Raw genomic sequence first — 22,469 nt, 5'->3', positions numbered from 1 at the left:
ATAATTCCATATTTTTTGTTAAGTGTGTTGAGTACTATATATAACGTTATTTTATTTTGGAGACTGTAGTTGAAAGTTTTGGAAGGATTATTTGTATTTCTTCATTAAGATAGTGTTAGAGGTGTAAATGAAGGGGGGAAATCTTTCGTAGTAGTTGCAGGATGGAATTTGAATACGGAAAGAGTTGGAATTGTCGCATTTTATCGAAAATAAAGTTATAATGAAAAGAGAGAAATTTAGGGGGTCTGAGCATGTTTCAAGTACAAAAAGAATTAGTGAATCACGAAGCGGTGATTGTTGCTTTATTTGAAGAAGAGGTAACGAGTAGTTTTGTACAAGAACTGGATAAAGCATTTGAAGGACAATTACAACTTTTATTAGAAGAGAAAGAGCTTAGTTCAAAGAAAAAAGTTATTTCTAAAGTACATAGCCTAGGAAAAACAAATGTAAAACGCTACTATTTTGTCGGTCTTGGCAAAAAAGAAGCATGCACAACAGAAACGTTACGTGCTTCACTTAGTAAAGCATTTAAAACATTAAAAGCTGCAAAGGTAAAAGATGCAGCGATTTTACTTGATTCTTTCGTAACAGATAAGTTAGGTGCAATCGATGTTGCACATATTGCAGCGGAAGTGTATTGCCTAGGTACATATGATTTACAAACCTATAAAACAGATAAAAAAGAAAGTGTAGAGTTAGAAAACTTTGCGGTTATTACAGCAGAAGATGCAAAAGAAATCGAAGCTGCATTAACAGTAGGATATGTACACGGACGTGCGACAAACTCAGCTCGTACACTTGTAAATATGCCGCCTAACGTATTAACAGCAACAAAACTTGCAGAGTATGCTGTTGAATTAGCTGAGACATATGACATGGATTATAAAGTGCTTGAGAAAGAAGAAATGGAAGAGCTTGGTATGGGTGCATTACTTGCCGTGAATCAAGGTTCTACTGAGCCGCCAAAAATGATCGCTCTTATTTATAAAGGAAAAGAAGAGTGGACAGATGTGATCGGACTCGTTGGAAAAGGGATTACATATGATACAGGTGGTTATTCTTTAAAACCACGCGAAGGTATGGTTGGTATGAAAGGTGATATGGGCGGTGCTGCAGCTGTTCTTGGAGCGATGGAAATTATCGGTGAACTTCGTCCTGAGCAAAACATAGTCGCTGTTATTCCATCAACTGATAACGTTGTTAGTGGTACTGCATTCAAACCAGATGATGTGATTACATCTATGAGTGGGAAAACAATTGAAGTATTAAATACAGATGCAGAAGGTCGTCTAGCATTAGCAGACGGGATTACGTATGCGAAGAAACTTGGTGCAAACTATCTTGTTGATGTTGCGACATTAACAGGTGGTGTCATCGTTGCACTTGGAAACCATACAACGGGTGCGATGACAAATGATGAAACGTTGTTTGAACAAGTGTTAGAAGCATCAATGGAAACGGATGAGCCAATTTGGCAATTACCGATTTTCGAGCGTGATAAAGAACGCGTCCGTAACAGTAAATTTGCAGATTTAAATAACTCACCAGGTCGTGAAGGTCATGCGGTAATGGCAGGAACATTCCTTGGTGAGTTTGCAGAAGAAACACCATGGGTACATTTAGATATCGCTGGAACATCTGATACAACGAGCGCACATGATTTAGGACCAGCAGGAGCAACAGGAGCAATGGTTCGTACGCTCGCGACGCTTGTTGAGCGTTTTGGAGAAGAATAAGAGAGTTGGAAAAAAGCTGTCCCAAAAGGTCGTTACGTACAGACCTTTTGGAGACGGCTTTTTTTATCTTACAGGTTCCATATATGATGAGTGAAATTCCATGCGCTCATAAACGATACAATCGCAAAGAAAATAATAATTATCCGTTGAATTGATTTAGGTACAACAAGTGGGATGATAGCATAAATTGGGAATAAAATACTTAAATATCTGAGCGTGCTATGCATCGGCAGACCGCGTGTACCAAAACTGAATATAAAAATAATCGTGATACATACAAAGAGCATTGCGCTAATACTTTCCCATTTTAAATGAGATTTCAAACGCCAAATATATCCAATTCCAAAAAAGGCGAATAATACTGCTGATATCCATAGCCCTTGTCTTATTTCTCTTATGTCTACAGTAAATGCTGCATAAAAGCCTTCAATGATTTGAATCCATGGTAAAACGGCGTAATGACCCCAGTTTTCGGCTTGTGTCGTTGAGAAAACCAACGGATCTCCGAATACACGATATAGGTAAATCATATATCCTGTTAAGCCAACTGTACAACTTAGTCCCCATAATAGAGAATTTCTTACCAATTTCCAATTTTTATTCCATATGGACATAATAAAAAGGGTAAATGGAAAAATGCCGAATAATAAAGCTGGTGCTCGGGTGGATGTTAAAATGGCGGCAAATATATAAGCGTAAAGCCATTTTTCTTTTATAGCCATGTGAAGAGAAGCAAGGGAAAAAAGAACGATCCAGACTTCTGTATAAACAGTGGCATAATAAATTGCACAAGGATTAACTGCGAAAAGCCAAATGCCGGCTTTTATTTGGGAATCATTCATGTTACAGCGCTTGAAAAATTCCTTCAGCAAATATAAGCAAATAAAAAATGCGACCTGCGTCACTGCAATGACAGTATAGGGGTTGCCAAAGACTTTGATTAGTATTGGTACAAATGGAAAAAACGCAGTAGCTTTTCTTGATTTATATCCATTTTCAGCGATTTCAATATACCAAAGACTATCCCAATTAATAAGAGCATGCTTGAAGTGTTCTAACGTCATTCCTTCATGGAAGTTATTATAATAGGGTAATAAAATGGCTAAAATTAAAAGAAGATAATGAGCTAGAATGGGTTTTAACCACCAAATTTTTTTGTGTGGCTGTTCAGAGTATAAACGTCTTTTTTGTAATAGACTGTTGTGCATATATGTAACTCCTCAATTGACTTGGTATTTCTATCTTATCAGACATTTCTATTGTAAAATCACGTATCTTATGTTTAGAAGCGGATACATAATTAAAAGTTTGAAAGTTCTTTTTATGTATTAAACAATATTGACCTCTAAAAGAACGAGCAAGTCGTTTTTAGAGGTCAATATTGTTTAAGTTATTTATTATATCCTACAATTTCATTTGTATCGATATCAACATATACTTCAACGTTTTTGGGTGCAGATGTATCAGATGGGAAATGAACGAGATAAACAGTCTTTCCTTCATATTCCTCATTTGATTGATGGCTATTATGCTTGTGAAATGTTGTTTTTGTCATTGTAGCATTTTCCCAATCACCAATAATATATTGCTTTTCTTGATTGGATAATTGATTCCAAACGGCCTTTTTAATACTTTTTTCGGTTTCTTGAGATTGATTGGAAGAGTTGCTCGAGCTATTCGCATCGATACAACCTACAAGTATAAAGCATGTAAAAAATATTGTGAAAAATAGATAGAATGTGTTTTTCATGATTCCTACATCGCCTTTCTATCCTCATAATGTATATACTTCAATTAGCAGAATGAAAATTCCTGTTATATGTAAAAGAAATATAAGATTTTAAAGTGAAAATGCATATAACATTCCAGCTAAGGCAAAAGATGTTTTTCCGGTTTCTTCAGATACAACAAGAATAAGGGCATCACTTACTTCGGAAAGCCCAATTGCTGCGCGATGACGTGTCCCTAATTTTTGATGCGATGCAAGTGTTTGATGTGATAGTGGAAGTATATTGGCTGCGGATATAATATGGTTATTTTTCACAAGAACAGCACCATCATGAAGAGAGTTTCCAGGATAAAAAATAGATTCTAACAATGGAACGGTTAAGTGTGCTTGTAGTTCTATCCCGGATTGGATAAATGATTCTACCGGTTGATCTCTTTCCACAATAATGAGAGCACCATGCCGTTTTTCAGATAAGTGCCTGATTGCTGTTAGTAGATGAATGTAACAGTCTGTATAGGGAGATAGATACGTTTTGACATAGTAGGATGCCGTTTTTGATTGGATATGTAGTAATAATTTTTGTATATCTTCAACTTTACATAAAATACATTCATTATTATTGTCCAGTGCAGTTTGCATATCTTGAAGTGCAAAAGAAATATCTTTAATAGTTTCTTGAATATGCTGTTTCATTGTTTTTGTCAGTGCCCATTCTTGCATTGTATTCACCCTATTTAAGAATATATTTATTACGTATAGTTTTTCGTTCCATGCAGAAAGTATGCGTAAAGGAAAAGAATGTTTACATAGATTACATAGTTTTGTATATAAGGTAAGATTTTCTAGGGATATAAAATAGTATTGAGGAAAGCGTTATTTTCGCCATATAATGAGATTATGTTTGACTGAAAGGAGAGAGAAAAATGGATTGGACAAAAGAATATGAACGCTGGAGTAGTTTTGCGAATTTAGATGCAGAGTTAAAGCAACAATTAGAAGAAATGAAGGAAGATCCGAAGAAAATCGAGGACAGTTTCTATAAAAATTTAGAGTTTGGTACAGGTGGTATGCGCGGTGAGCTCGGCGTGGGAACAAACCGTTTAAATGTATATACAGTACGTAAAGCAACAGAAGGATTAGCACAATTTATTGAAAAACAAGGTGATAGAGCAAAGGCGCGCGGTGTTGTCGTTGCGTATGATTCACGTCATAAATCACCAGAGTTCGCAATGGAAGTGGCAGCGACACTGGGTGCTCATGGCATTAAAACATATGTATTTGAAAGTTTACGCCCAACACCGGAACTTTCATTTGCAGTGCGTTATTTACATACATATAGTGGAATTGTTCTTACTGCAAGCCATAATCCACCAGAATACAATGGATATAAAGTATATGGAGAAGATGGAGGACAATTACCTCCAAAAGAAGCGGATGAATTAATTTCGTACGTAAATGCGGTAAGTGATGAGTTAGTAGTAGAGATTGCGGATGTTGAGCAATTAAAGCAAAACGGTCTATTAGAAATTATCGGACAAGATGTAGATGATGCATATTTAGAACAATTAAAAACAGTGATTATTAATAAAGAATTAGTGGAAAAGCATGGAGAAGAATTGAAGGTTGTCTTTACACCATTACATGGTACTTCTAATATTCCTACTCGTCGTGGTTTAGAAGCGGTAGGATTTAAAAGTGTAACGGTTGTAAAAGAACAAGAACAGCCGGATCCTAACTTTTCTACTGTAAAATCACCAAACCCGGAAGAGCATGCTGCATTTGAATTAGCAATTTGTTACGGTGAAGAAACGCAGGCTGATGTTTTAATTGCGACAGATCCAGATGCAGATCGTCTTGGTGTTGCAATTCGAAATCATGCTGGTGAATATCAAGTATTAACAGGAAATCAAACAGGTGCGTTAATGCTGGAATACTTATTATCTCAAAAGAAAGAAAAAGGTATATTACCAGAGAATGGTGTTGTCTTAAAAACAATCGTTACTTCAGAACTAGGACGTACAATTGCAAAAGCTTACGGGCTTGACACAATTGATACATTAACTGGATTTAAATTTATTGGTGAAAAGATTAAGCAATACGAAGAAAGCGGAGAATATGCATTCCAATTCGGTTACGAAGAAAGTTATGGATATTTAATTCGCCCGTTCTGCCGTGATAAAGATGCTGTTCAATCGGTATTGTTTGCATGTGAAGTAGCGGCATATTATAAATCACAAGGTAAAACATTATATGATGGATTGCTTGAAGTATTTGAGAAGTATGGATATTTCCGTGAAGGACTTGTTTCTCTAACACTGAAAGGAAAAGATGGTGCGGAGCAAATTCAAAATATGATGACATCTTTCCGTGAGAATCGACCAACAGAAGTAGCAGGTTTAAAGGTTACAATTGCTGAAGATTATAAAGCGAGTGTTAGAACAAAAGTTGTGGAAGAAGCTACTGAAGAGATTCATTTACCAAAATCAAACGTATTAAAGTATTACCTTGAGGATGGTTCTTGGTTCTGCTTACGCCCGTCTGGAACAGAGCCGAAAATTAAATTTTACTTTGGAGTGCAAGGCGATTCCCTGCAACATAGTGAAGAAAAGCTTGAGAATATTAAAAGCGATATTATGAATCGCGTTCAATAATAAAAGAAGCATGGACATGGAGATGTTCATGCTTTTTTGTTATTGAGTAGATAGAAATAGGAAATTTTCATATGAATGATTCATGGGTATACAATTGAAATTGTCACATTTTAGACACAAGCAAGGAATGCGCCGATATAAGTTCAGAATGAAATTTTTAAGTATTTATGTTAAAATTTTATTTTGTATGAATAAAGTTTGGGGATGAAAGTTAGTAAAATAAGTGATGATATAACTATCATTTTTAAAAAAGAGAGTTGAGTGTATGAAAGCATCTATTAAGCATTATGTATTTTTACATGTTGCCTTTTTTTTATACTCTATCATAATGGTGTATATGAAATGGGCAGCACAATTTTCAGTCGGTTCAATTTCTTTTCTTATGGCCTATATGGTTCTTGTTATCCTTTTGTTTGGATATGCAATTATATGGCAACAAGTCATTAAACCGTTTGAAATATCTAAAGCGTATTCACATCGGGGTGTTATTATTTTATGGGGGCTTTTATGGTCTGTAGTATTCTTTGGGGATACGATAAGATGGAATAACGTTCTCGGTGCGATCGTTATTATTATAGGGATTGTTGTGGTGGTAAAAGATGAATAAATTTGTTTTGCTTTATATTTTTGGTGTTATTTTAGCAAACTACTCCCAAATTTTACTAAAAAAAGCAACGTTAGTCACTTATGATACAAAGTGGAAAGAATATGTGAACCGATATGTAATAGTTGGATACTCTTTATTTGTAATTAATGCTGGTTTAAATGTTATTGCAATGAAAGGTGTCACATTAAAGCAAGCGCCTGTTATAGAATCGCTTAGTTACGTTATTATTTTAATATTCGGTTGGTATTTTCTTGGTGAAAAAATTACCAAAAGAAAAGTAGTAGGGAATATTATTATCATCATAGGAATTGCAATTTTTTGCATCCAATAATAGACGTATTGTTTCTACAATGTTTTTTGAAGAATTTTGATAAAAATAATAGGAGTGTTTTTATATGATAAACAGGAAAAAGATAATTATGTCTTTTTTTATAGTTTTGTGTGCAGTTCTTTATGTCTTTTTGACAGGACCTATTCATACTGTGAATAAAAGTCTTGCGTATAGTAACTATAAGATGACTGATTTAGCTGAAGGTGATGAATTAGTACAAGAGTTTCATTTTTCAGGTGAAAATCCGAAACATCTTTTATTACCTCTTACAAGTGATAGTTATCATAAAAATGTATTATTGGAGTATGAACTTTCGACTAAAGAGAAAGTAGTGAGTAAAGAGACAGTAGACTTAAGTAAATGGGGAGGAGAAGGGTATATTAAAGACCCTCATTTTAAAAGTAGTATTGTCATTCCACTTACCAATGAATTAAGTAATACTATGACGTTGAAAGTGAAAATAGTAAAGGCTGAGAATGGCCAAAAGGTGGGCATTCGTACAGGAGCATCATTATCGGACGGGAAATTGACTGTTAATGGTACAGAAGATAAAGGACAAGCAGTAGCAGCTAAAGTATCATATGACCAAATAGATTGGCTAAAAATTAGAAAAGCTGTAATAACTGCATTAGTTACTATAGTAGTGTTAGCGTTTATCGGGAAAAATACAATCAAGAATTTTGTTGTTGTGGCTGGAGCAATGGGAATCATGTTTAGCTTTAACAATCCGCTTTTTGAGGCAACAGATGAGAACTTTCATTTTGCAAAAGCTTATGATATTAGCTTAGGTAATCTTCTTTCTACAAAACAAGGTGATAAAGTAGGCGTTAACTTACCTGAGAATATAGATTATATGCCAAGGCCGAATCAATTTGAAACAACTTATGGGTTGCTTGCTAATGGTGAAAGGTATGATAGAGCTAAGAGTGAAATTTGGGATACTTATACTTTTGCAAGTAAAACAAACTTTGTAGAACAACCAACAACTGCAGTATACACACCAATCCCTTATATTCCACAAGCTCTAGGTTTGTTTATTGCAAATATATTAGGATTAAAAGCTTTTAGTGCTCTAATGTTAGGAAGAATTTTAAATTTAGCTGTTTACATCATTTTAACTGCAATGGCTATTAAAATAATTCCAAGATTGAAAAATACATTAGCATTTTTAGCTGCTTTTCCGTTATTTGTTTCATTAGCTGCATCGTTTTCAGCCGATGCAATACTTATGGGATTAAACTATCTCTTTATTGCTATTATGCTACAAAAACTGATGTGTTCGGAAAAGAACACATTGGGAGTTAGGGACTTTATTATCCCAACTGTGTTATTAATTCTTATTGTGTTATGTAAATTTACGTATTGGCCATTATCATTCTTGATCTTAGCGTTTATTGGAAGAGAACTATTTCGTACAAAACTGCAAGGTATTATTTCGTTTCTGTTGCTTGCCGGAATACCGGGTTTAATGATGAGTTCTTGGAATTTATTCGTCATGAAGTTTGTTGGAACTATTAATCCAAATGAAAAGATAAATCCTGTGGGCCAATTGCACTTCATTTTAGGACACCCAGTTGAAGCATTGAAAGCGTTCTTTGGCACATTTGAAACTGGATTGAGCATGTGGATGAACATGTTAAATCAAGTAGGGTGGGTAACACACTTGATGAGTGGGATTGTACTTATTAGTATCGTTGGTCTTGTAATGACAGCTATCTTTGATTATTCTGAGGACAAGTATAAGTTACGTAACTTCGATTATTTAATTTTTATTTTAACAATTGCAAGTACAATTGGCTTAGTTATGTTAAGCTTGTATTTGACCTGGTCTGAAGTGGGTGCAGATTTCATTAGTGGATTGCAAGGAAGATATTTCTTACCTATTATTCCTATTGTATTATTCATATTCAATGAAAGAATGAATGTGAAACAGTATTCTGAATTGACAGCACAACGATCAGCGAAGTTAGCATGTTGGATGCTGCTATATGCCAATGTGTTTATGTTAGGGTATTTTTATTAAAATTAGTGGAGTGAGGGGATTAGACTTGTTTAAAAAGAAACTCATCATTATTCCTGCTTACAACGAATCGACAAACTTAATACACGTTGTAGAGGATATAGAAAAGAATGCTCCAGATTTTGATTATGTTATCATTAATGATTGTTCAAAAGATGATACTGAGCAAATCTGTAAAGATAATAATTTTAACTATGTAAGTTTGCCAATTAACTTAGGAATTGGTGGTGGTATGCAGACTGGATATAAATATGCCCAGCGTTATGGATATGATATCGCTGTACAATTTGATGGTGATGGTCAACATGATGCAGCATATTTAGGGGATCTTCTTCAGGCGATGGAGGAGAAGCAGGTTGATATGGTTATCGGTTCACGATTTATTAATAAAGAGGGTTTTCAATCTTCTTTCACAAGAAGATTAGGAATTCGTTTCTTTGAAAAGCTAATTAAAATTGTATCCGGAAAACAAATTACAGATGCGACTTCTGGATTTAGAATGGTGAATCAAAAGATCATTAATGAGTTTTGTGAATATTATCCGAAAGATTATCCAGAACCAGAGAGTATCGTGTCTGTATTAAGAAACAATTATCAAGTAGAAGAAGTTCCTGTGCTTATGCGAGAACGAATTGGAGGGACATCTTCAATTGTAAATTACAAAGCGATCTACTATATGATTAAAGTAACGCTTGCGATTACAATTGATAGATTGAAACCAAAGAGAAAGGAGAATGTTTCGTGACAATTCGCCTTCAAATTTTAATTATTTTAGGTGTTATAGTAGGACTAATGATCTTTACGAACTTGGTTCGTAAAGAGAAATTAGAATTGAAATATGTACTAACATGGTATGGTGTATTAATTGGTATTTTAATTATCGGGATTTTCCCTAAATCGATTGATGCTGTTTCACATGCTTTAGGGGTTGCTACGCCGATTAATGCGCTTTTCTTTTTAGGATTTATATTTGTTACATGTGTGTTATTCTTCTTAACTGTAGTTGTATCAAGGTCTTCTATTCGAGTTAAAGAATTGACACAAACTGTTGCGATTTATCAGTATGAAAATGAAAACATGAAAAAAAAGCTTGAATCAATGAACGATAAAGAACAAAAACAAAAAGTAACGATTGAATAATAAACGAATGAAAAAAGCCGTTAGTATGTATATATCAATGGCTTTTTTTTATTAATGGTCAATCATAATTGGTTACACAATGTTTGACTATCAATTACATGTATAAAGTGTCAAATGTAAAATAGAGGACATGAAGTGACCTTGACGAATAAAGAGGCAATCATGTAGAATTTGTACGGAGTGTTTTTTACAGTTATTGAAGAAAGTAACATGTAAAGCTTGTAATATAACACATAGATTACTAGATATATAATGTGGAAATTTACACGTATTTGGATAAGAACAAAATATATCCAATAAATATGATGTGGCAGGGAAAAGTAAGAAGAATAAATACTACTTGGATGAATGCGAATATAAACCAAGAACGAAAGAAAGAGGTTATAAGCATGAAAAAAGTTAGAAAAGCGATTATTCCAGCCGCTGGTCTTGGAACACGTTTTTTACCAGCAACAAAAGCAATGCCGAAGGAAATGTTACCAATTGTTGATAAACCAACAATTCAATATATCGTTGAAGAAGCTGTAGCAGCTGGTATTGAAGATATCATTATCGTTACAGGAAAAGGAAAACGTGCAATTGAAGATCACTTTGATAATGCGTTTGAATTAGAACAAAACTTATTAGAAAAGAAAAAATACGAGTTGCTTGAGAAAGTACAAGCTTCCTCTAAAATGGTAGACATTCACTATATTCGCCAAAAGGAACCAAAAGGTTTAGGACATGCAGTATGGTGTGCTCGTAAATTTATTGGTGATGAACCATTTGCTGTATTACTTGGAGATGATATTGTACAAGCAGAAAAGCCTTGCTTAAAGCAATTAATCGATGAGTATGAAAAAACACTTTCTTCTGTAATTGGCGTACAAACTGTTCCAGAAGATGAAACGCATCGCTACGGTATTATCGACCCATTAGAAAAAGAGGGACGCCGCTACCAAGTAAAGCAATTCGTTGAAAAACCAGCTCAAGGTACAGCACCTTCAAACTTAGCAATTATGGGACGTTATATATTGACACCAGAAATTTTCCGTTTCTTGGAAGAACAACACGTAGGTGCTGGTGGCGAAATTCAATTAACAGATGCAATTCAAAGTTTAAATGAGATTCAACGTGTATTCGCATATGATTTTGAAGGAAAACGTTATGATGTTGGTGAAAAACTTGGGTTTATTCAAACAACAATTGAAATGGCCCTACAGCATGATGAGCTAAAAGAGGATTTACTAAAAATTATGCAAGAGCTTGTAACTGAACAAACAAACGCTGTAAAAAATTAGTTCATTTATAAATATGTACGGTTAGACATAGTGGATTGGAGAATGAGGTATTCTAAGACAAACTTCCAGTTTACTATGTCTAATCTGTGCTTATAAATTATTCTTTATGAGAAAGCTTGAAAAAGAAAGGAGTATCTTCTTTGAAGACCATTACAATTTTAGTGCCGGCATATAATGAAGAAGAAGTATTAGATCAATTATATAGTCGGTTAACAGGTGTATTTCAAGGAATTCCGAATTATAAATTTGAAATTTTATTTGTGAATGATGGAAGTAAAGATCGTACATTAGATATTATTAAAGAATTTAGAGAACACGATGAGCGTATTTCATATGTGGATTTATCACGAAACTTTGGGAAAGAAACAGCGATGATTGCAGGTCTTGATCATGCAATGGGTGATGCTGTAATTATTATTGATGCAGATTTACAGGATCCACCTGAGCTTATTCCTGAAATGATTAAATACTGGGAAGAAGGCTATGATGATATATACGCTAAACGACGCTCTCGTGCAGGTGAGTCATGGGCGAAAAAATGGACAGCGGGTAAATTTTATGGCTTATTAAAGAAAACGACAAGAATCCCTATTCAGGAAAATACAGGAGACTTCCGTTTATTAGATCGCCGTTGTGTAGAAGCATTAAAGAAAATCCGCGAAACACAGCGTTATACAAAAGGAATGTTTAGTTGGATTGGTTATAATAAGAAAGAAATTTTATTTGACCGTGATCCACGTGCTGCAGGCGAAACAAAGTGGAATTATTTTAAACTAATGGATCTTGCGATTGAAGGGATTACATCCTTTACAACAGCTCCACTCCGTCTTGCATCATTCATGGGATTTACTGTTTCATTCGGAGCATTTGTCTACATGCTTTGGATCATTATTAAGACGCTTATGTACGGTGAGTCGGTAAGTGGATATCCATCCATGATGACGGCGATTCTATTCATCGGCGGAGTACAATTAATTTCCATTGGTATTATTGGTGAATACTTAGGACGTATTTTTAACGAAACAAAACAGCGTCCACTATATTTTGTAGATGAATATAACGATGACAAAGTAACAAATATAGATGGCGATAAAAAGATGGCAAAATTATATAGCGTAGAAGATCGTAAAGTAAAATCCAATCACTAGGGGATTATAAGTGTGAATAATAAAACGAAGGAAATATTTAATTATTTATTTTTTGGTGGTTTAACAACACTGATTAATATTGTAACTTATTTCATTTGTGCAACTTTAGTTGGAATGGACTATAAGATAGCAACAACGATTGCGTGGATTGTAGCTGTATTGTTTGCGTATATTACAAACAAAAAATATGTCTTCAATAGTCAACAAGCTAATTTGACTCATGCGTTGAAGGAGTTCTTTTATTTTATGGGATTTCGTATCCTATCGTATTTTATAGATCTCTTTGCGATGATAGCATTTATTGAATGGTTAGGTATAAATGATTTAATTACAAAAGTTATTGCAAATATTATTGTTGTTGTCTTTAATTATTTTGCAAGTAAGTATGTTATTTTTAGAAAGAAGACCGATGTAGAAAATGGTCAAAATGCTTAAAAAACAAATGGCTTGGCTTTATGCCGGCTATTGTTTTTTATACATATATTTTTGTAATAAATTATTAACAAAGAATGTTATGGAGGAGTATAATGCAAGCACTGTTAGATTTGTTTAAGAAAAAGAAGGTTTTATATACATTTGCTTTCTTACTTCCTTTTTCTATTTATGGTGTAGTTTTCATGTTACTTGGTGTGGCGCCATTTGGATCAAAATCAATCCTTGTAACTGATTTACATACACAATATGTACAATTTTACACGTACTTATATGATGTTTTCAAAGATGGAAAAAGCATATTTTATAGTTGGGAAGGTGGAATGGGCCTTAATTTTATTGGTGTATTTGCCTATTACTTAGCAAGTCCATTTTCCATTTTAATTCTCTTTTTTGATCGTGCACATATTCCGGAAGCGATTATGTTAATGACGTTATTAAAAGTTGGACTAGCTGGTGTAACAATGACGTATTATTTAAGTCATATGATGAAGCGCCGAGAAATTACAATTACACTATTTTCAACTTTTTACGCATTAATGTCATTTGTAACTGTGTATTCATTCTGTGTAATGTGGTTAGACGGGATTTATTTACTACCTCTCATTTTGTTAGGGGTTGAAAAACTTTTAACACAGAAGAAATATGGATTATTTACGTTTAGCTTAGCACTTACATTTATTACAAACTTTTATATCTCTGTTATGGTAGGGATATTTACGTTTATCTATTTTGTAGCACGTTTTTGTGTGCTGTACGACGTTCGAAATATAAAGTTATTCATACAAAGATTTGTTTGGTTCTGTATGGGAACAGGTTTAGCAGCAGGGATGTCTGCCTTTATTACCTTACCAACATATATGGACTTAAAGAGTAACTTTGTGGAACGTGCAAAGCTACCATTTTCTACAGCATTTAATTTTGATCTTGTAGAATTCTATACACGCTTCTTTAACGGAGTAATCGATACAACAGTAAATGGTATGCCAAACGTTTACGCTGGTGTTTTAACACTATTATTGCTTCCATTATTCTTTATAACAAAGAAAATTGCTTTAAAAGAAAAGATTGTATATGGAGCAGTTTTACTATTTTTGATTCTATCGTTTGAAATTCCATTTTTAAATATAGCTTGGCACGGTTTTGAGCCGCCAACGAACTTCCCATATCGTTATTCCTTCACTTTCTCTTTCATGCTCATTTTTGTTGCAGTTCGAACATTTATGGTGTTTGAAGAGGAGTTAATACCGGCTTTAAAAAAGGTTGTACTGTTTAACCTATTTATGCTCTTGTTACTTGGGAATTTAGCTCCAAGTTATATACAATCGAATAAAATTATTGCAAATGTGTTCTTTATTGTTGTATATGCATTATTGTTAATTGCAAAAGTACGCTTGAAAAAAAATAAAGCAATGATCTCATTTGCTTTATTAGCCGTGGTATCACTTGATGTTGCACTTAATACAGTCTATATGGTTAAGTTAATGGGATATGAGTACGGTTATATTAATCGTCAAGAGTATGCTTCACCATATCCAAGATATGAAGAAACGATTCAAAAAGTCGCTGAAAAGGATAAAGGACTTTATCGTATGGAAACGACGCGAGGGGTTACATGGAATGACGCATTACGTTTTGGATATAAAGGTGTGACGCATTTTAACTCCGTAGCAAACGGCCATTTAAACTTATATATGCAGGAGTTAGGCTATGGTTATTTAGAGGCTCTAATTTTACAAAATGGTAAAGGCATTATTTCTACAGATGCATTGCTCGGAATGAAATATATGATTTCAGATGAACCACTTAACAAGTATGGATGGTCTGAAATTGATCGTGTAGGTAAGAACTATGTATATGAGAATAAAAATGCTCTTCCATTTGGATACATGGTAAATAAAGAGGAATTTGATATAAAAGGAAAAGATAAGTTAAAGGTTCAAAAAATTAATTATGTAAATTCCTTTGAAAAACAAAATAAATTTATTGGCAAATTAAATGGACAAGATATTAGCTACTATAAACCACTTGAACCAATTTCAGTGGAATATAATAACCTATCCGTTGTAAACCGTGAAAAAACAAAGAAAGAACAACTTGAAGAACAAAAGAAAATAAAAGAGACAAATCAAAAACCGATTCAATTGGTAAGACAACAAGCTGGACAAGAAGCTAGTATTAAATATATTTTTGATGTAAAAGGAAAACAACAGTTATATACAAAACTACGTGTAGAGCCAACTGATGTAACAAAAGTGTATGTAAATGGAAAATCACTTGGTAAGAAGTTTACGGAGTATCCACGTTATTATTGGAATAACGGTATTCTTGATTTAGGTTATTTTGAGAATCAAAAAGTAGAAGTTGAAGTAAAAGTAGATCATCAGTCCATTGAGCTAGAACAACAATTATTCTATGGGCTTGATGTAGATGCATTGGATCAGCGAGTGAATGAATTAAAACAACAGCCATTTGACGTAACAAACTACACAGGTCGTACTGTATCTGGAAAAATTGATGTGAAAGAAGATGATTATTTATTCTTATCTATTCCATATGATAAGGGCTGGAAGGCGACTGTAGATGGAAAAGAGACGAAGTTACTGAAATTAAATGATGCGTTCCTTGGATTAGATTTAGAAAAAGGAACACATACAGTTGAATTAAAATATACTTCTCCAGGATTTGTAATAGGAGCAATCGTTTCTTCTATTAGTTTATTTGTTACATTGTTACTTGGTTTCGTGTTATCAAGAAAACAGAAAAAATTATAATATAAAAAGAAAGAGGACTACTGAAATATCAGTAGTCCTCTTTCTTTTTCAATATACATCCAGCTGTGAGAAAGAAATATATCATAAAGATTCCATTCTCTAAGATATTATAAAAAGCACTTCCGACGATAGCGCCGACGCATAAATATAAGAGGAGGGGACCAAATGGTGCTTCTTTTCTATATTCCCAAAACAGCCTTAAAAAACCAAATGCAAATATAGCGCATAGGATGACCCCAATGAGGCCCGTTTCAGCAAGGATCTGAATGTACTGGTTATCCGAATAAAAATTCCATGTAATATTGTACTGCTTATAAATTGGTGAAGAATGCGTTTGAGTAGCTGCATCACCAAATGTACCGAAACCATATCCTGTAATCGGTTTGTCCTTGAAAATTTCTACTGCTTTTTTCACATAATAGATTCGTCCATCTTGCTTACTTAGTTCAACAGTTTCTTCGGATAAAGCTTCTGAAAAACGTTTAGCTCCGAGAGCATCTCCTTCTAAATAATTCGTCACAGAAGAGATACCTGCAGCACACAAGGATGATATTAGCAGTATGGAAAGTAGTGATTTCCAATACGGTATACGTCTATAAACGATGATATAAAGAACTACAAATATCATCACTGTTAAAAAAGCGCCACGTGAATATGTTAATAATAACGTCGTTGCGATAAGCGTGAGTCCTATATAGACAATATATTTCATTTTGGTTGAAGCATCTCGCAATAAATAGAGAGAGATGAGAAATGCTAATATTAAATAAAGCGCTAATTCATTTGGACCGCCAGCCATCCCATATATACGTATTTTATTTGTAGGGGCTAATACGAGTTCTTTCCATGCCTCTGGAAGCAACATACTTCGTAGAGAGAGTTTTTCAATTAAACCTTGTATTGAAATAATAATGGAAGCGATGAAAGTTATTTGTGCAAAAAATAACAAATCATCATGATGGAAAGAAAGCCGCGATACAATATAGAATACAAAGTAAAATAGTAACAGGGTATGTAACTGCATTACAATCGCTGTAAGGGAAACGCCATTTACTATTCCTAAAATAGATCCGAATAAACAAAATACAAAATATATAATTTCAAAGTAATGAAATGAAAATAGCTTTGAAATATTATGTCGGTATTGTAAAAACAATTTACATAACAAAGAGAGAATAATGAGAGAACCGATCAATTTGAATCCAGCGTTATAGGCTGTAAGAAAAGGACGCATCGGAATGAATAATAGTAAATAAGCAATACCGAGCTTTTCATCTCGGAAAGCAGAGACTGCTAATAAAGCTGAAATGAATAGCCCGGTATAAGGTGATGGGAATAACAACCCTAATGTAACAAAGAAAATGCTGAGCAGTATATAATGAAATCGAGTAAGGTGTATCATATATAGTCTCCTTTAACATGATGATGGTATGCGATAAATATTGTTTACTTCTGTTAGCATTTTAGAGAAAGTGAAGTTTTGTAAATAATATTCGCGTCCGCATTCTGCCAAGGAATGGTATAGCTTTTCATCTTGTAATAATCTTGCTAGTGCAGTTGCTAATTGTTCTTCATCTCCATATGGTATAGAGATACCCGATTGATTTGGAACAATAACTTCAGGTAACCCACCAATATTTGTCGCAATCACGGGTTTTTTCATGGCAATTGCCTCAATTGCAACGTAGGATAATCCTTCATTTTTTGACGGAATTACGATTATATCATGTGCTTCGTATTCTTTTATAATGTTATCTTGAAAACCTAATAAAGAAACGGAATCATCTAATTGTAACGTCGTGATTAAGTTTTCTAATTGACTTTTTAGTGGCCCGTCTCCAATAATATTACATTGCCATTGTAAAGACGGATATTGTGTTTTTAACTTGTGTAAGCTTCTTATAAAAAAAGGTTGCCCCTTTTCCTCGCTTAACCTTCCAATTACAGCGATTTTCATCGGTTTATGAAGAGCGGGTAATGCATTTGAATAAGGGTCTTCTAAACCATTGTAAATCATTTTTAATTTATCCTTTTGAACCCCTTTTTCAAGAAGCTGTTGTTTCATAAACTGTGAAATACAAATAATCGTGTCATTGTAACGAGTAAAAAAAGCATTGCACCATCTTAAAGGACGTGCCATTGGAACATCCACATGATATGTCCAGATGACACGTATGGATGCTCCTAATAGTTTTGCTAAAATTGCAATATAGTTCTCACGTAAAAATTGTGCGTGAACTATATCTACTTGTTCTTTTGCGATTATTTTTTTAAGTTTTCTTGCAGCTTGTATATCAAAAGGATGGTGCATTTCTATACGATATATGGGTATGTTTAATTTCTCAAACTTATGTAAGAAAGGGCCAGGAGTAGAATATACAAGAACACAACGTTTTGGATCAATAGATTGAATTAAATCGAGGACATATTTTTCCGACCCACCATCCCCGACATAATTCAAAAGGTACATAATTTTATTCATTTATATCCTTCCTTTTACCTAAAAATAGCGATAGCAATTGTTGTAGCTCCTTTACTCTTAACATGTAAGTAATAAGTAAGTAAATGATAGCACCGACTGTTATTGCTAATAAGATAAGTAATTTTGTATCATGTGAGAAATGAAGCAGTAGTTTGGAAGCATACAAACTTACAAAAGATGCAACGGTACATTTCAATAAAAAGCGAGTGTAGTGCAAATTTATCTGTTCTTTCTCTTTCATATACTTTTGCAACATCCATAATAACAGAAATACTGTACTTACTGATGCAATAGAGGTTGAAAGTGCAGCACCTGCTAAACCAATATAATGAACGAGTACAATACATAATATAACATTTACAACCATAGAAACGATAGATACGTACATAATATAACGATTCAGTTTTAGTGAAAACAATAAGCGATCAAGTAAATCTTTTAAAGGTTGCATAAGAGCAGCGACTGCATAAAATTGTAGTGCGGTTGCTGTTAGCTCAATAGAATCCTTTCCGAATGCACCGTAGTTATAAATTACTTTTACAATTTCTTCAGTAAAGAATGTAAAATAAATACAGACTGGGATAAATAAAAATAACAGTACTTTAATATTCGTTTCAATGAGCTGAATGAATGGTTTCCAATTCTCCTGGTTTACATATTCAACGAATTTTGGGTACATGACAGTTAAGACAGGAGCAGCAATTAATCCAAGTGGAATAAAATATAACTTTTGAGAATAATTAAGAGCTGCAATAGACCCTTCTTCCAGCCCGGAAACTAACGTTCGATCTACGAGTAAATTAATTTGAATAGACACACTTGTAATAAATGCAGGGATACTTAAGGCCATCATCCTTTTTAAAGAAGGATCTTTCCAATCAATTAAAAATTTATAATGGTATCCCTCGCGTCTAGAAGCAACGTAGACAAGTATAGTTTGTACAATATTTCCAAGTATAACACCTAATGCAAGTGCATAAATTCCAATCCATTGTACGAGCAAAACAAAGATAAGTAGTGTAATCCCATTTAACACAATCCATTGTATACTTGTAATTCGAAATTTATGTAAACTGTTTAAATAAGCATTGAAGATATCAATAAAAAATGTACAAAATACAGTTGGGAAAATAATTTGCAGCAAATAGGCTGACAATACTGCTGTTTGCTCGGGTAAACCATGTGCAAACATTTTAATAAAAAAATGTGGTTGCAGTTCAATGAGCAAAAGCGGAATAAAGAAAATGAGTAAAATAATATTTAAAAAGTTATTCATAAATCGATATGCTTTAAGAGGATCTTTGCCTTTTAGTTCCATGAAAATAGGAATGAATGAGAAGGCAAAAGCGCCTGTGATACCAGTGAATACAATTGTTGGTATATTTAAAGCAACCACATATGCATCTACAGCATAGTTTGTACCGAAATAAGCTCCAAGTGTAACTTCTTTTGCAAATCCAAGTAGTTTGCCTAAAGCTGTCCCAAGTGTGAAAAATAATGTTACGATGAGAAATCTTTTTGCCTTGTCTTGCGAGGCTGTTCCTACCATTTATAATCAATTCCTTATGCAATTTTAATTCTTTTCAAGCATAATTTATTTATATGTAAAAATCAAATTTATATCAGTGCAATCAAGGATGTTTCTAAAAGAAAAGGATATCATCGATTTTGATGATATCCTTTTTGTGTCTTATTTGATGATTTACTTCAAATGGTTTAAGGGTCAACGTATTCTATTTTGGAGAGAAACTAGAATTGCGTTGATATACAGAGTTATGAACTGCATAGTATATACGAGGTGCAATGATAGCACCGATAATTGTAAAGATGATATCTTTAACAGCAAACCACATCATAATCGTCCAAGCCGCTTTGTAACTCATATTTCCGCCCATCCAGAGGTTTACAGCCGCATACATATAAGTTGTACCAATGATATAAGTTAAGATAATTCCAGTGGCAGATGCGATTGCAAATGTCCCAAGTTGTGGTTTTTCTCTTTGTTCTACTAGTTTTCCTGTTACATAAGCAACAATAATGAATGCGATAATAAAACCACCGGTAGGATCTAACAGTGCGCCAAATCCAGCTTGGAATTTAGCGAAAATTGGTGCTCCTGCAACCCCAATAAGCATATAAACAGTCATAGATAAGGCCCCAAGTCTGCTTCCGAGAAGAAGACCCGCTAAAATTGCGAAGAATGGTTGCATCGAAAGGGGAACACCAGCCACTTGTAAAAAGGGTGCCCATGATACGATATTCGCACCAATTGCCATAAGCGCAACAAACATAGCTGCTAGTGATAAATCCAAAACGCGTAATTGCTTCATAATGTTAACCTCCCACTGATGTTTAGTTAACATTATCGTAGCTAATTCGTTTATCTATTGTCAATCAAAATGTTTTGATAAGTAGGCTTCAATGAATCCCTTAGTAATGTGTATGGAATACGAAATTGCGGGATTCCACTTGAATAAGGTGCGATTTCATATAAAGAGAAATAAATGACAAGGTTATCTGGTTCTAAAAAGTAGTTGAATTTCTTTGTACTCATCACTTTGTCAGCAGCATCTGGAAAATAAATACTTTCATTTTGTTTAATTTGTCTAACGATTTCTGTACGAATAATATCTTTATAGTTACTGTCTTTTTGAAATAAATCAGCTAGACTGAGTATCTTCTTTTCTTTTAAATCAAACGTATTTGCTTTCCACGTATATAAACCATGTGCACCGCCTGTATATTGGTAATAGTTTATGTATAAGCTTAATAAAGGAGAATTTTGCAATGTCACTTTATAATCGACATTTACAACATATGGATGAAAAGGTGCATTGGATTCCTGAGCCTCTTTATAATATTTTTTTGCTTCTTTTGCTAATGTTGTTTTAAAGCGATCTGTTGTTGTTTTGTAGTATGTATTCAATTTGTTCTGAAATTTTTCATCGTAAAAGTTACTAAAATAAGGTCTGCTAATTTGATACTCTAAGTAAGGCTTCTTACCTTTTTGCGTGACAGTCTTTATATCGATTGTCAAGTTAGAAGGGTGGGCTGCTTTCGTACAATTTGGTACAATAATGAGCAAGGAGACTAAGAGTAATAGAATACAGAATTTGTTTTTCATGTAGATGGAACCTCCTTAGATAAATATTATGGATAGTTTGAAAATAAATGGGAAAAATTATACATTTTTAAACAAGGAAAAGGGAGAAATAGTATGCCGAAAACATTAATGGATGCACTTGGGATTGAGTTGTTAGAAATGACAGAAGAGAAAGTGGTAGCAACTATGCCAGTAGATGGACGCACACATCAACCGTTGGGCTTTTTGCACGGTGGTGCATCAGTTGCATTAGCAGAAACTGTAGCGAGCGTAGGAGCGTATAATTTAATTGATCAAGAAAAGTGTATTTGTTTTGGACTTGAAATTAATGCGAATCATATTCGCTCGAAACGTGATGGAATCGTAACAGCAATCGGTACGCCGATCCATAAAGGAGAAACAACAATGGTTTGGGATGTACGAATTATTGATGAAAATGATGACCTGCTTTGTATTTCAAGATGTACAGTTGCTATTAAAGAAAAAAGATAGCGAATAGACGAATTAATCGTCATACAATTAGAAGCGTCCCCTATTAAAAGAGAACGCTTCTAAATTAAAATGAGAGGAATTTCTTTGGGGTGATGTATGAAGCAGGAAGGATGTCCTTCCTGCTTCATACATCACTATGGGACCATTGTTTTAACTCATTTATTTTTTGGAGTGAAATATCCTCCATTTATTGGAGAAAAGATGTACGACAATATCTTGTAGTTCATTGGATAGAGAGGTAAAAAAAAGAACGAGTTTCCAAAATGAAAAAAACGTAAAAATAATAAAATCTAATTTTGTTAAGGTAAATCTAAAAAAACGATAATAAATTAGATATAAAAAACATTTTTCTATGCGTCTAAGTTGTAGAAAATTTTATGAAAGACCTTCCGTAAAAGCCCCTTTATTTATCCCTTATTAACATACAGCAAAACTCCTACCACTTCTATTAGTGGTAGGAGTTTTGCTGTATGGCATAGTAAACACTCTAAAAAATAAGAAACTGAATAGGAAAAATCCAATCCAGTTTCTTATTTAACAGTGT

The 22,469-nt window shown here is 33.8% G+C and carries 20 protein-coding genes; 12 read left to right on the top strand and 8 right to left on the bottom strand.

Annotation, left to right across the window (positions count from 1 at the left end; all coding sequences use genetic code 11):
* Positions 1-251: 251 nt before the first annotated feature.
* Positions 252-1,736 (top strand): leucyl aminopeptidase, encoded by a 1,485-nt coding sequence (locus tag BLV40_RS22025; protein WP_090693899.1) that lies wholly within the window; start codon positions 252-254, stop codon positions 1,734-1,736.
* 68 nt (positions 1,737-1,804) lie between these two features.
* Here the strand turns inward: BLV40_RS22025 and BLV40_RS22020 are convergent, their stop codons facing one another.
* The 3 genes from BLV40_RS22020 to cdaS all read right to left on the bottom strand — a co-directional run bounded on the left by BLV40_RS22020 (position 1,805) and on the right by cdaS (position 4,185).
* On the bottom strand, positions 1,805-2,944 hold the full coding sequence (locus BLV40_RS22020; RefSeq protein ID WP_090693897.1) for a mannosyltransferase family protein: 1,140 nt from the start codon (positions 2,942-2,944) through the stop codon (positions 1,805-1,807).
* Between the two features lie 182 nt (positions 2,945-3,126).
* Positions 3,127-3,486, bottom strand: coding sequence for a hypothetical protein (locus BLV40_RS22015; protein ID WP_090693895.1), 360 nt, complete (start codon positions 3,484-3,486; stop codon positions 3,127-3,129).
* 90 nt (positions 3,487-3,576) lie between these two features.
* Positions 3,577-4,185, bottom strand: a complete 609-nt coding sequence (cdaS, locus tag BLV40_RS22010) for a sporulation-specific diadenylate cyclase CdaS (RefSeq protein ID WP_090693892.1) — start codon at positions 4,183-4,185, stop codon at positions 3,577-3,579.
* Between the two features lie 203 nt (positions 4,186-4,388).
* Here cdaS and BLV40_RS22005 point away from each other — a divergent pair, with 203 nt between their 5' ends.
* The 10 genes from BLV40_RS22005 (at position 4,389) to BLV40_RS21960 (ending at position 15,848) form a co-directional block, all read left to right on the top strand.
* The gene (locus BLV40_RS22005) at positions 4,389-6,116 is read left to right on the top strand and encodes a phospho-sugar mutase (RefSeq protein WP_090693891.1); all 1,728 of its coding nucleotides are present in this window, start codon (positions 4,389-4,391) and stop codon (positions 6,114-6,116) included.
* 265 nt (positions 6,117-6,381) lie between these two features.
* Positions 6,382-6,723 (top strand): hypothetical protein, encoded by a 342-nt coding sequence (locus BLV40_RS22000; RefSeq protein ID WP_026594232.1) that lies wholly within the window; start codon positions 6,382-6,384, stop codon positions 6,721-6,723.
* Complete coding sequence (locus tag BLV40_RS21995; RefSeq protein ID WP_090693890.1) at positions 6,716-7,054, top strand: EamA family transporter; 339 nt, start codon at positions 6,716-6,718, stop codon at positions 7,052-7,054. Before BLV40_RS22000 ends, BLV40_RS21995 begins: the two co-directional genes overlap by 8 nt.
* Before the next feature lie 64 nt (positions 7,055-7,118).
* Positions 7,119-9,077: a DUF2142 domain-containing protein gene (locus BLV40_RS21990; protein ID WP_090693889.1), complete on the top strand. Its 1,959-nt coding sequence runs from the start codon at positions 7,119-7,121 to the stop codon at positions 9,075-9,077.
* Positions 9,078-9,102: 25 nt separating this feature from the next.
* Complete coding sequence (locus BLV40_RS21985) at positions 9,103-9,819, top strand: glycosyltransferase family 2 protein (protein WP_090693886.1); 717 nt, start codon at positions 9,103-9,105, stop codon at positions 9,817-9,819.
* Positions 9,816-10,214, top strand: a complete 399-nt coding sequence (locus BLV40_RS21980) for a DUF2304 domain-containing protein (protein WP_026594236.1) — start codon at positions 9,816-9,818, stop codon at positions 10,212-10,214. The genes BLV40_RS21985 and BLV40_RS21980 overlap by 4 nt, the downstream gene beginning before the upstream one ends.
* 389 nt (positions 10,215-10,603) lie before the next feature.
* Positions 10,604-11,494 (top strand): UTP--glucose-1-phosphate uridylyltransferase GalU, encoded by an 891-nt coding sequence (galU, locus tag BLV40_RS21975; RefSeq protein ID WP_090693883.1) that lies wholly within the window; start codon positions 10,604-10,606, stop codon positions 11,492-11,494.
* A gap of 140 nt (positions 11,495-11,634) precedes the next feature.
* On the top strand, positions 11,635-12,642 hold the full coding sequence (locus BLV40_RS21970; RefSeq protein WP_026594238.1) for a glycosyltransferase family 2 protein: 1,008 nt from the start codon (positions 11,635-11,637) through the stop codon (positions 12,640-12,642).
* A gap of 12 nt (positions 12,643-12,654) precedes the next feature.
* On the top strand, positions 12,655-13,077 hold the full coding sequence (locus BLV40_RS21965; protein ID WP_026594239.1) for a GtrA family protein: 423 nt from the start codon (positions 12,655-12,657) through the stop codon (positions 13,075-13,077).
* Positions 13,078-13,169: 92 nt separating this feature from the next.
* The gene (locus BLV40_RS21960; protein ID WP_090693879.1) at positions 13,170-15,848 is read left to right on the top strand and encodes a YfhO family protein; all 2,679 of its coding nucleotides are present in this window, start codon (positions 13,170-13,172) and stop codon (positions 15,846-15,848) included.
* A 28-nt stretch (positions 15,849-15,876) separates the two neighbouring features.
* Here BLV40_RS21960 and BLV40_RS21955 read toward each other — a convergent pair whose 3' ends face one another.
* The 5 genes from BLV40_RS21955 to BLV40_RS21935 all read right to left on the bottom strand — a co-directional run bounded on the left by BLV40_RS21955 (position 15,877) and on the right by BLV40_RS21935 (position 21,454).
* Entirely contained in the window at positions 15,877-17,250 is a 1,374-nt protein-coding gene (locus BLV40_RS21955; RefSeq protein ID WP_090693876.1) for an O-antigen ligase family protein, read from the bottom strand.
* A 12-nt stretch (positions 17,251-17,262) separates the two neighbouring features.
* The gene (locus BLV40_RS21950; protein WP_026594242.1) at positions 17,263-18,330 is read right to left on the bottom strand and encodes a glycosyltransferase; all 1,068 of its coding nucleotides are present in this window, start codon (positions 18,328-18,330) and stop codon (positions 17,263-17,265) included.
* Positions 18,323-19,879 (bottom strand): murein biosynthesis integral membrane protein MurJ, encoded by a 1,557-nt coding sequence (murJ, locus tag BLV40_RS21945; protein WP_090693873.1) that lies wholly within the window; start codon positions 19,877-19,879, stop codon positions 18,323-18,325. The genes BLV40_RS21950 and murJ overlap by 8 nt, the downstream gene beginning before the upstream one ends.
* A gap of 184 nt (positions 19,880-20,063) precedes the next feature.
* Positions 20,064-20,660 carry a biotin transporter BioY gene (locus BLV40_RS21940; RefSeq protein WP_090693871.1) on the bottom strand — a complete coding sequence of 199 codons (597 nt, stop codon included), beginning with the start codon at positions 20,658-20,660 and terminating at the stop codon, positions 20,064-20,066.
* Between the two features lie 50 nt (positions 20,661-20,710).
* A complete protein-coding gene (locus tag BLV40_RS21935; RefSeq protein ID WP_090693869.1) occupies positions 20,711-21,454 on the bottom strand; it encodes a DUF3298 and DUF4163 domain-containing protein in 744 nt (247 codons plus the stop codon).
* A gap of 93 nt (positions 21,455-21,547) precedes the next feature.
* Here BLV40_RS21935 and BLV40_RS21930 point away from each other — a divergent pair, with 93 nt between their 5' ends.
* Entirely contained in the window at positions 21,548-21,925 is a 378-nt protein-coding gene (locus tag BLV40_RS21930; protein ID WP_090693865.1) for a hotdog fold thioesterase, read from the top strand.
* Positions 21,926-22,469: the final 544 nt, after the last annotated feature.

The organism is Bacillus sp. 166amftsu (genome assembly GCF_900107445.1).
Lineage (GTDB): Bacteria > Bacillota > Bacilli > Bacillales > Bacillaceae_G > Bacillus_A > Bacillus_A arachidis.
This window is presented reverse-complemented; position numbering and strand designations above follow the sequence as displayed.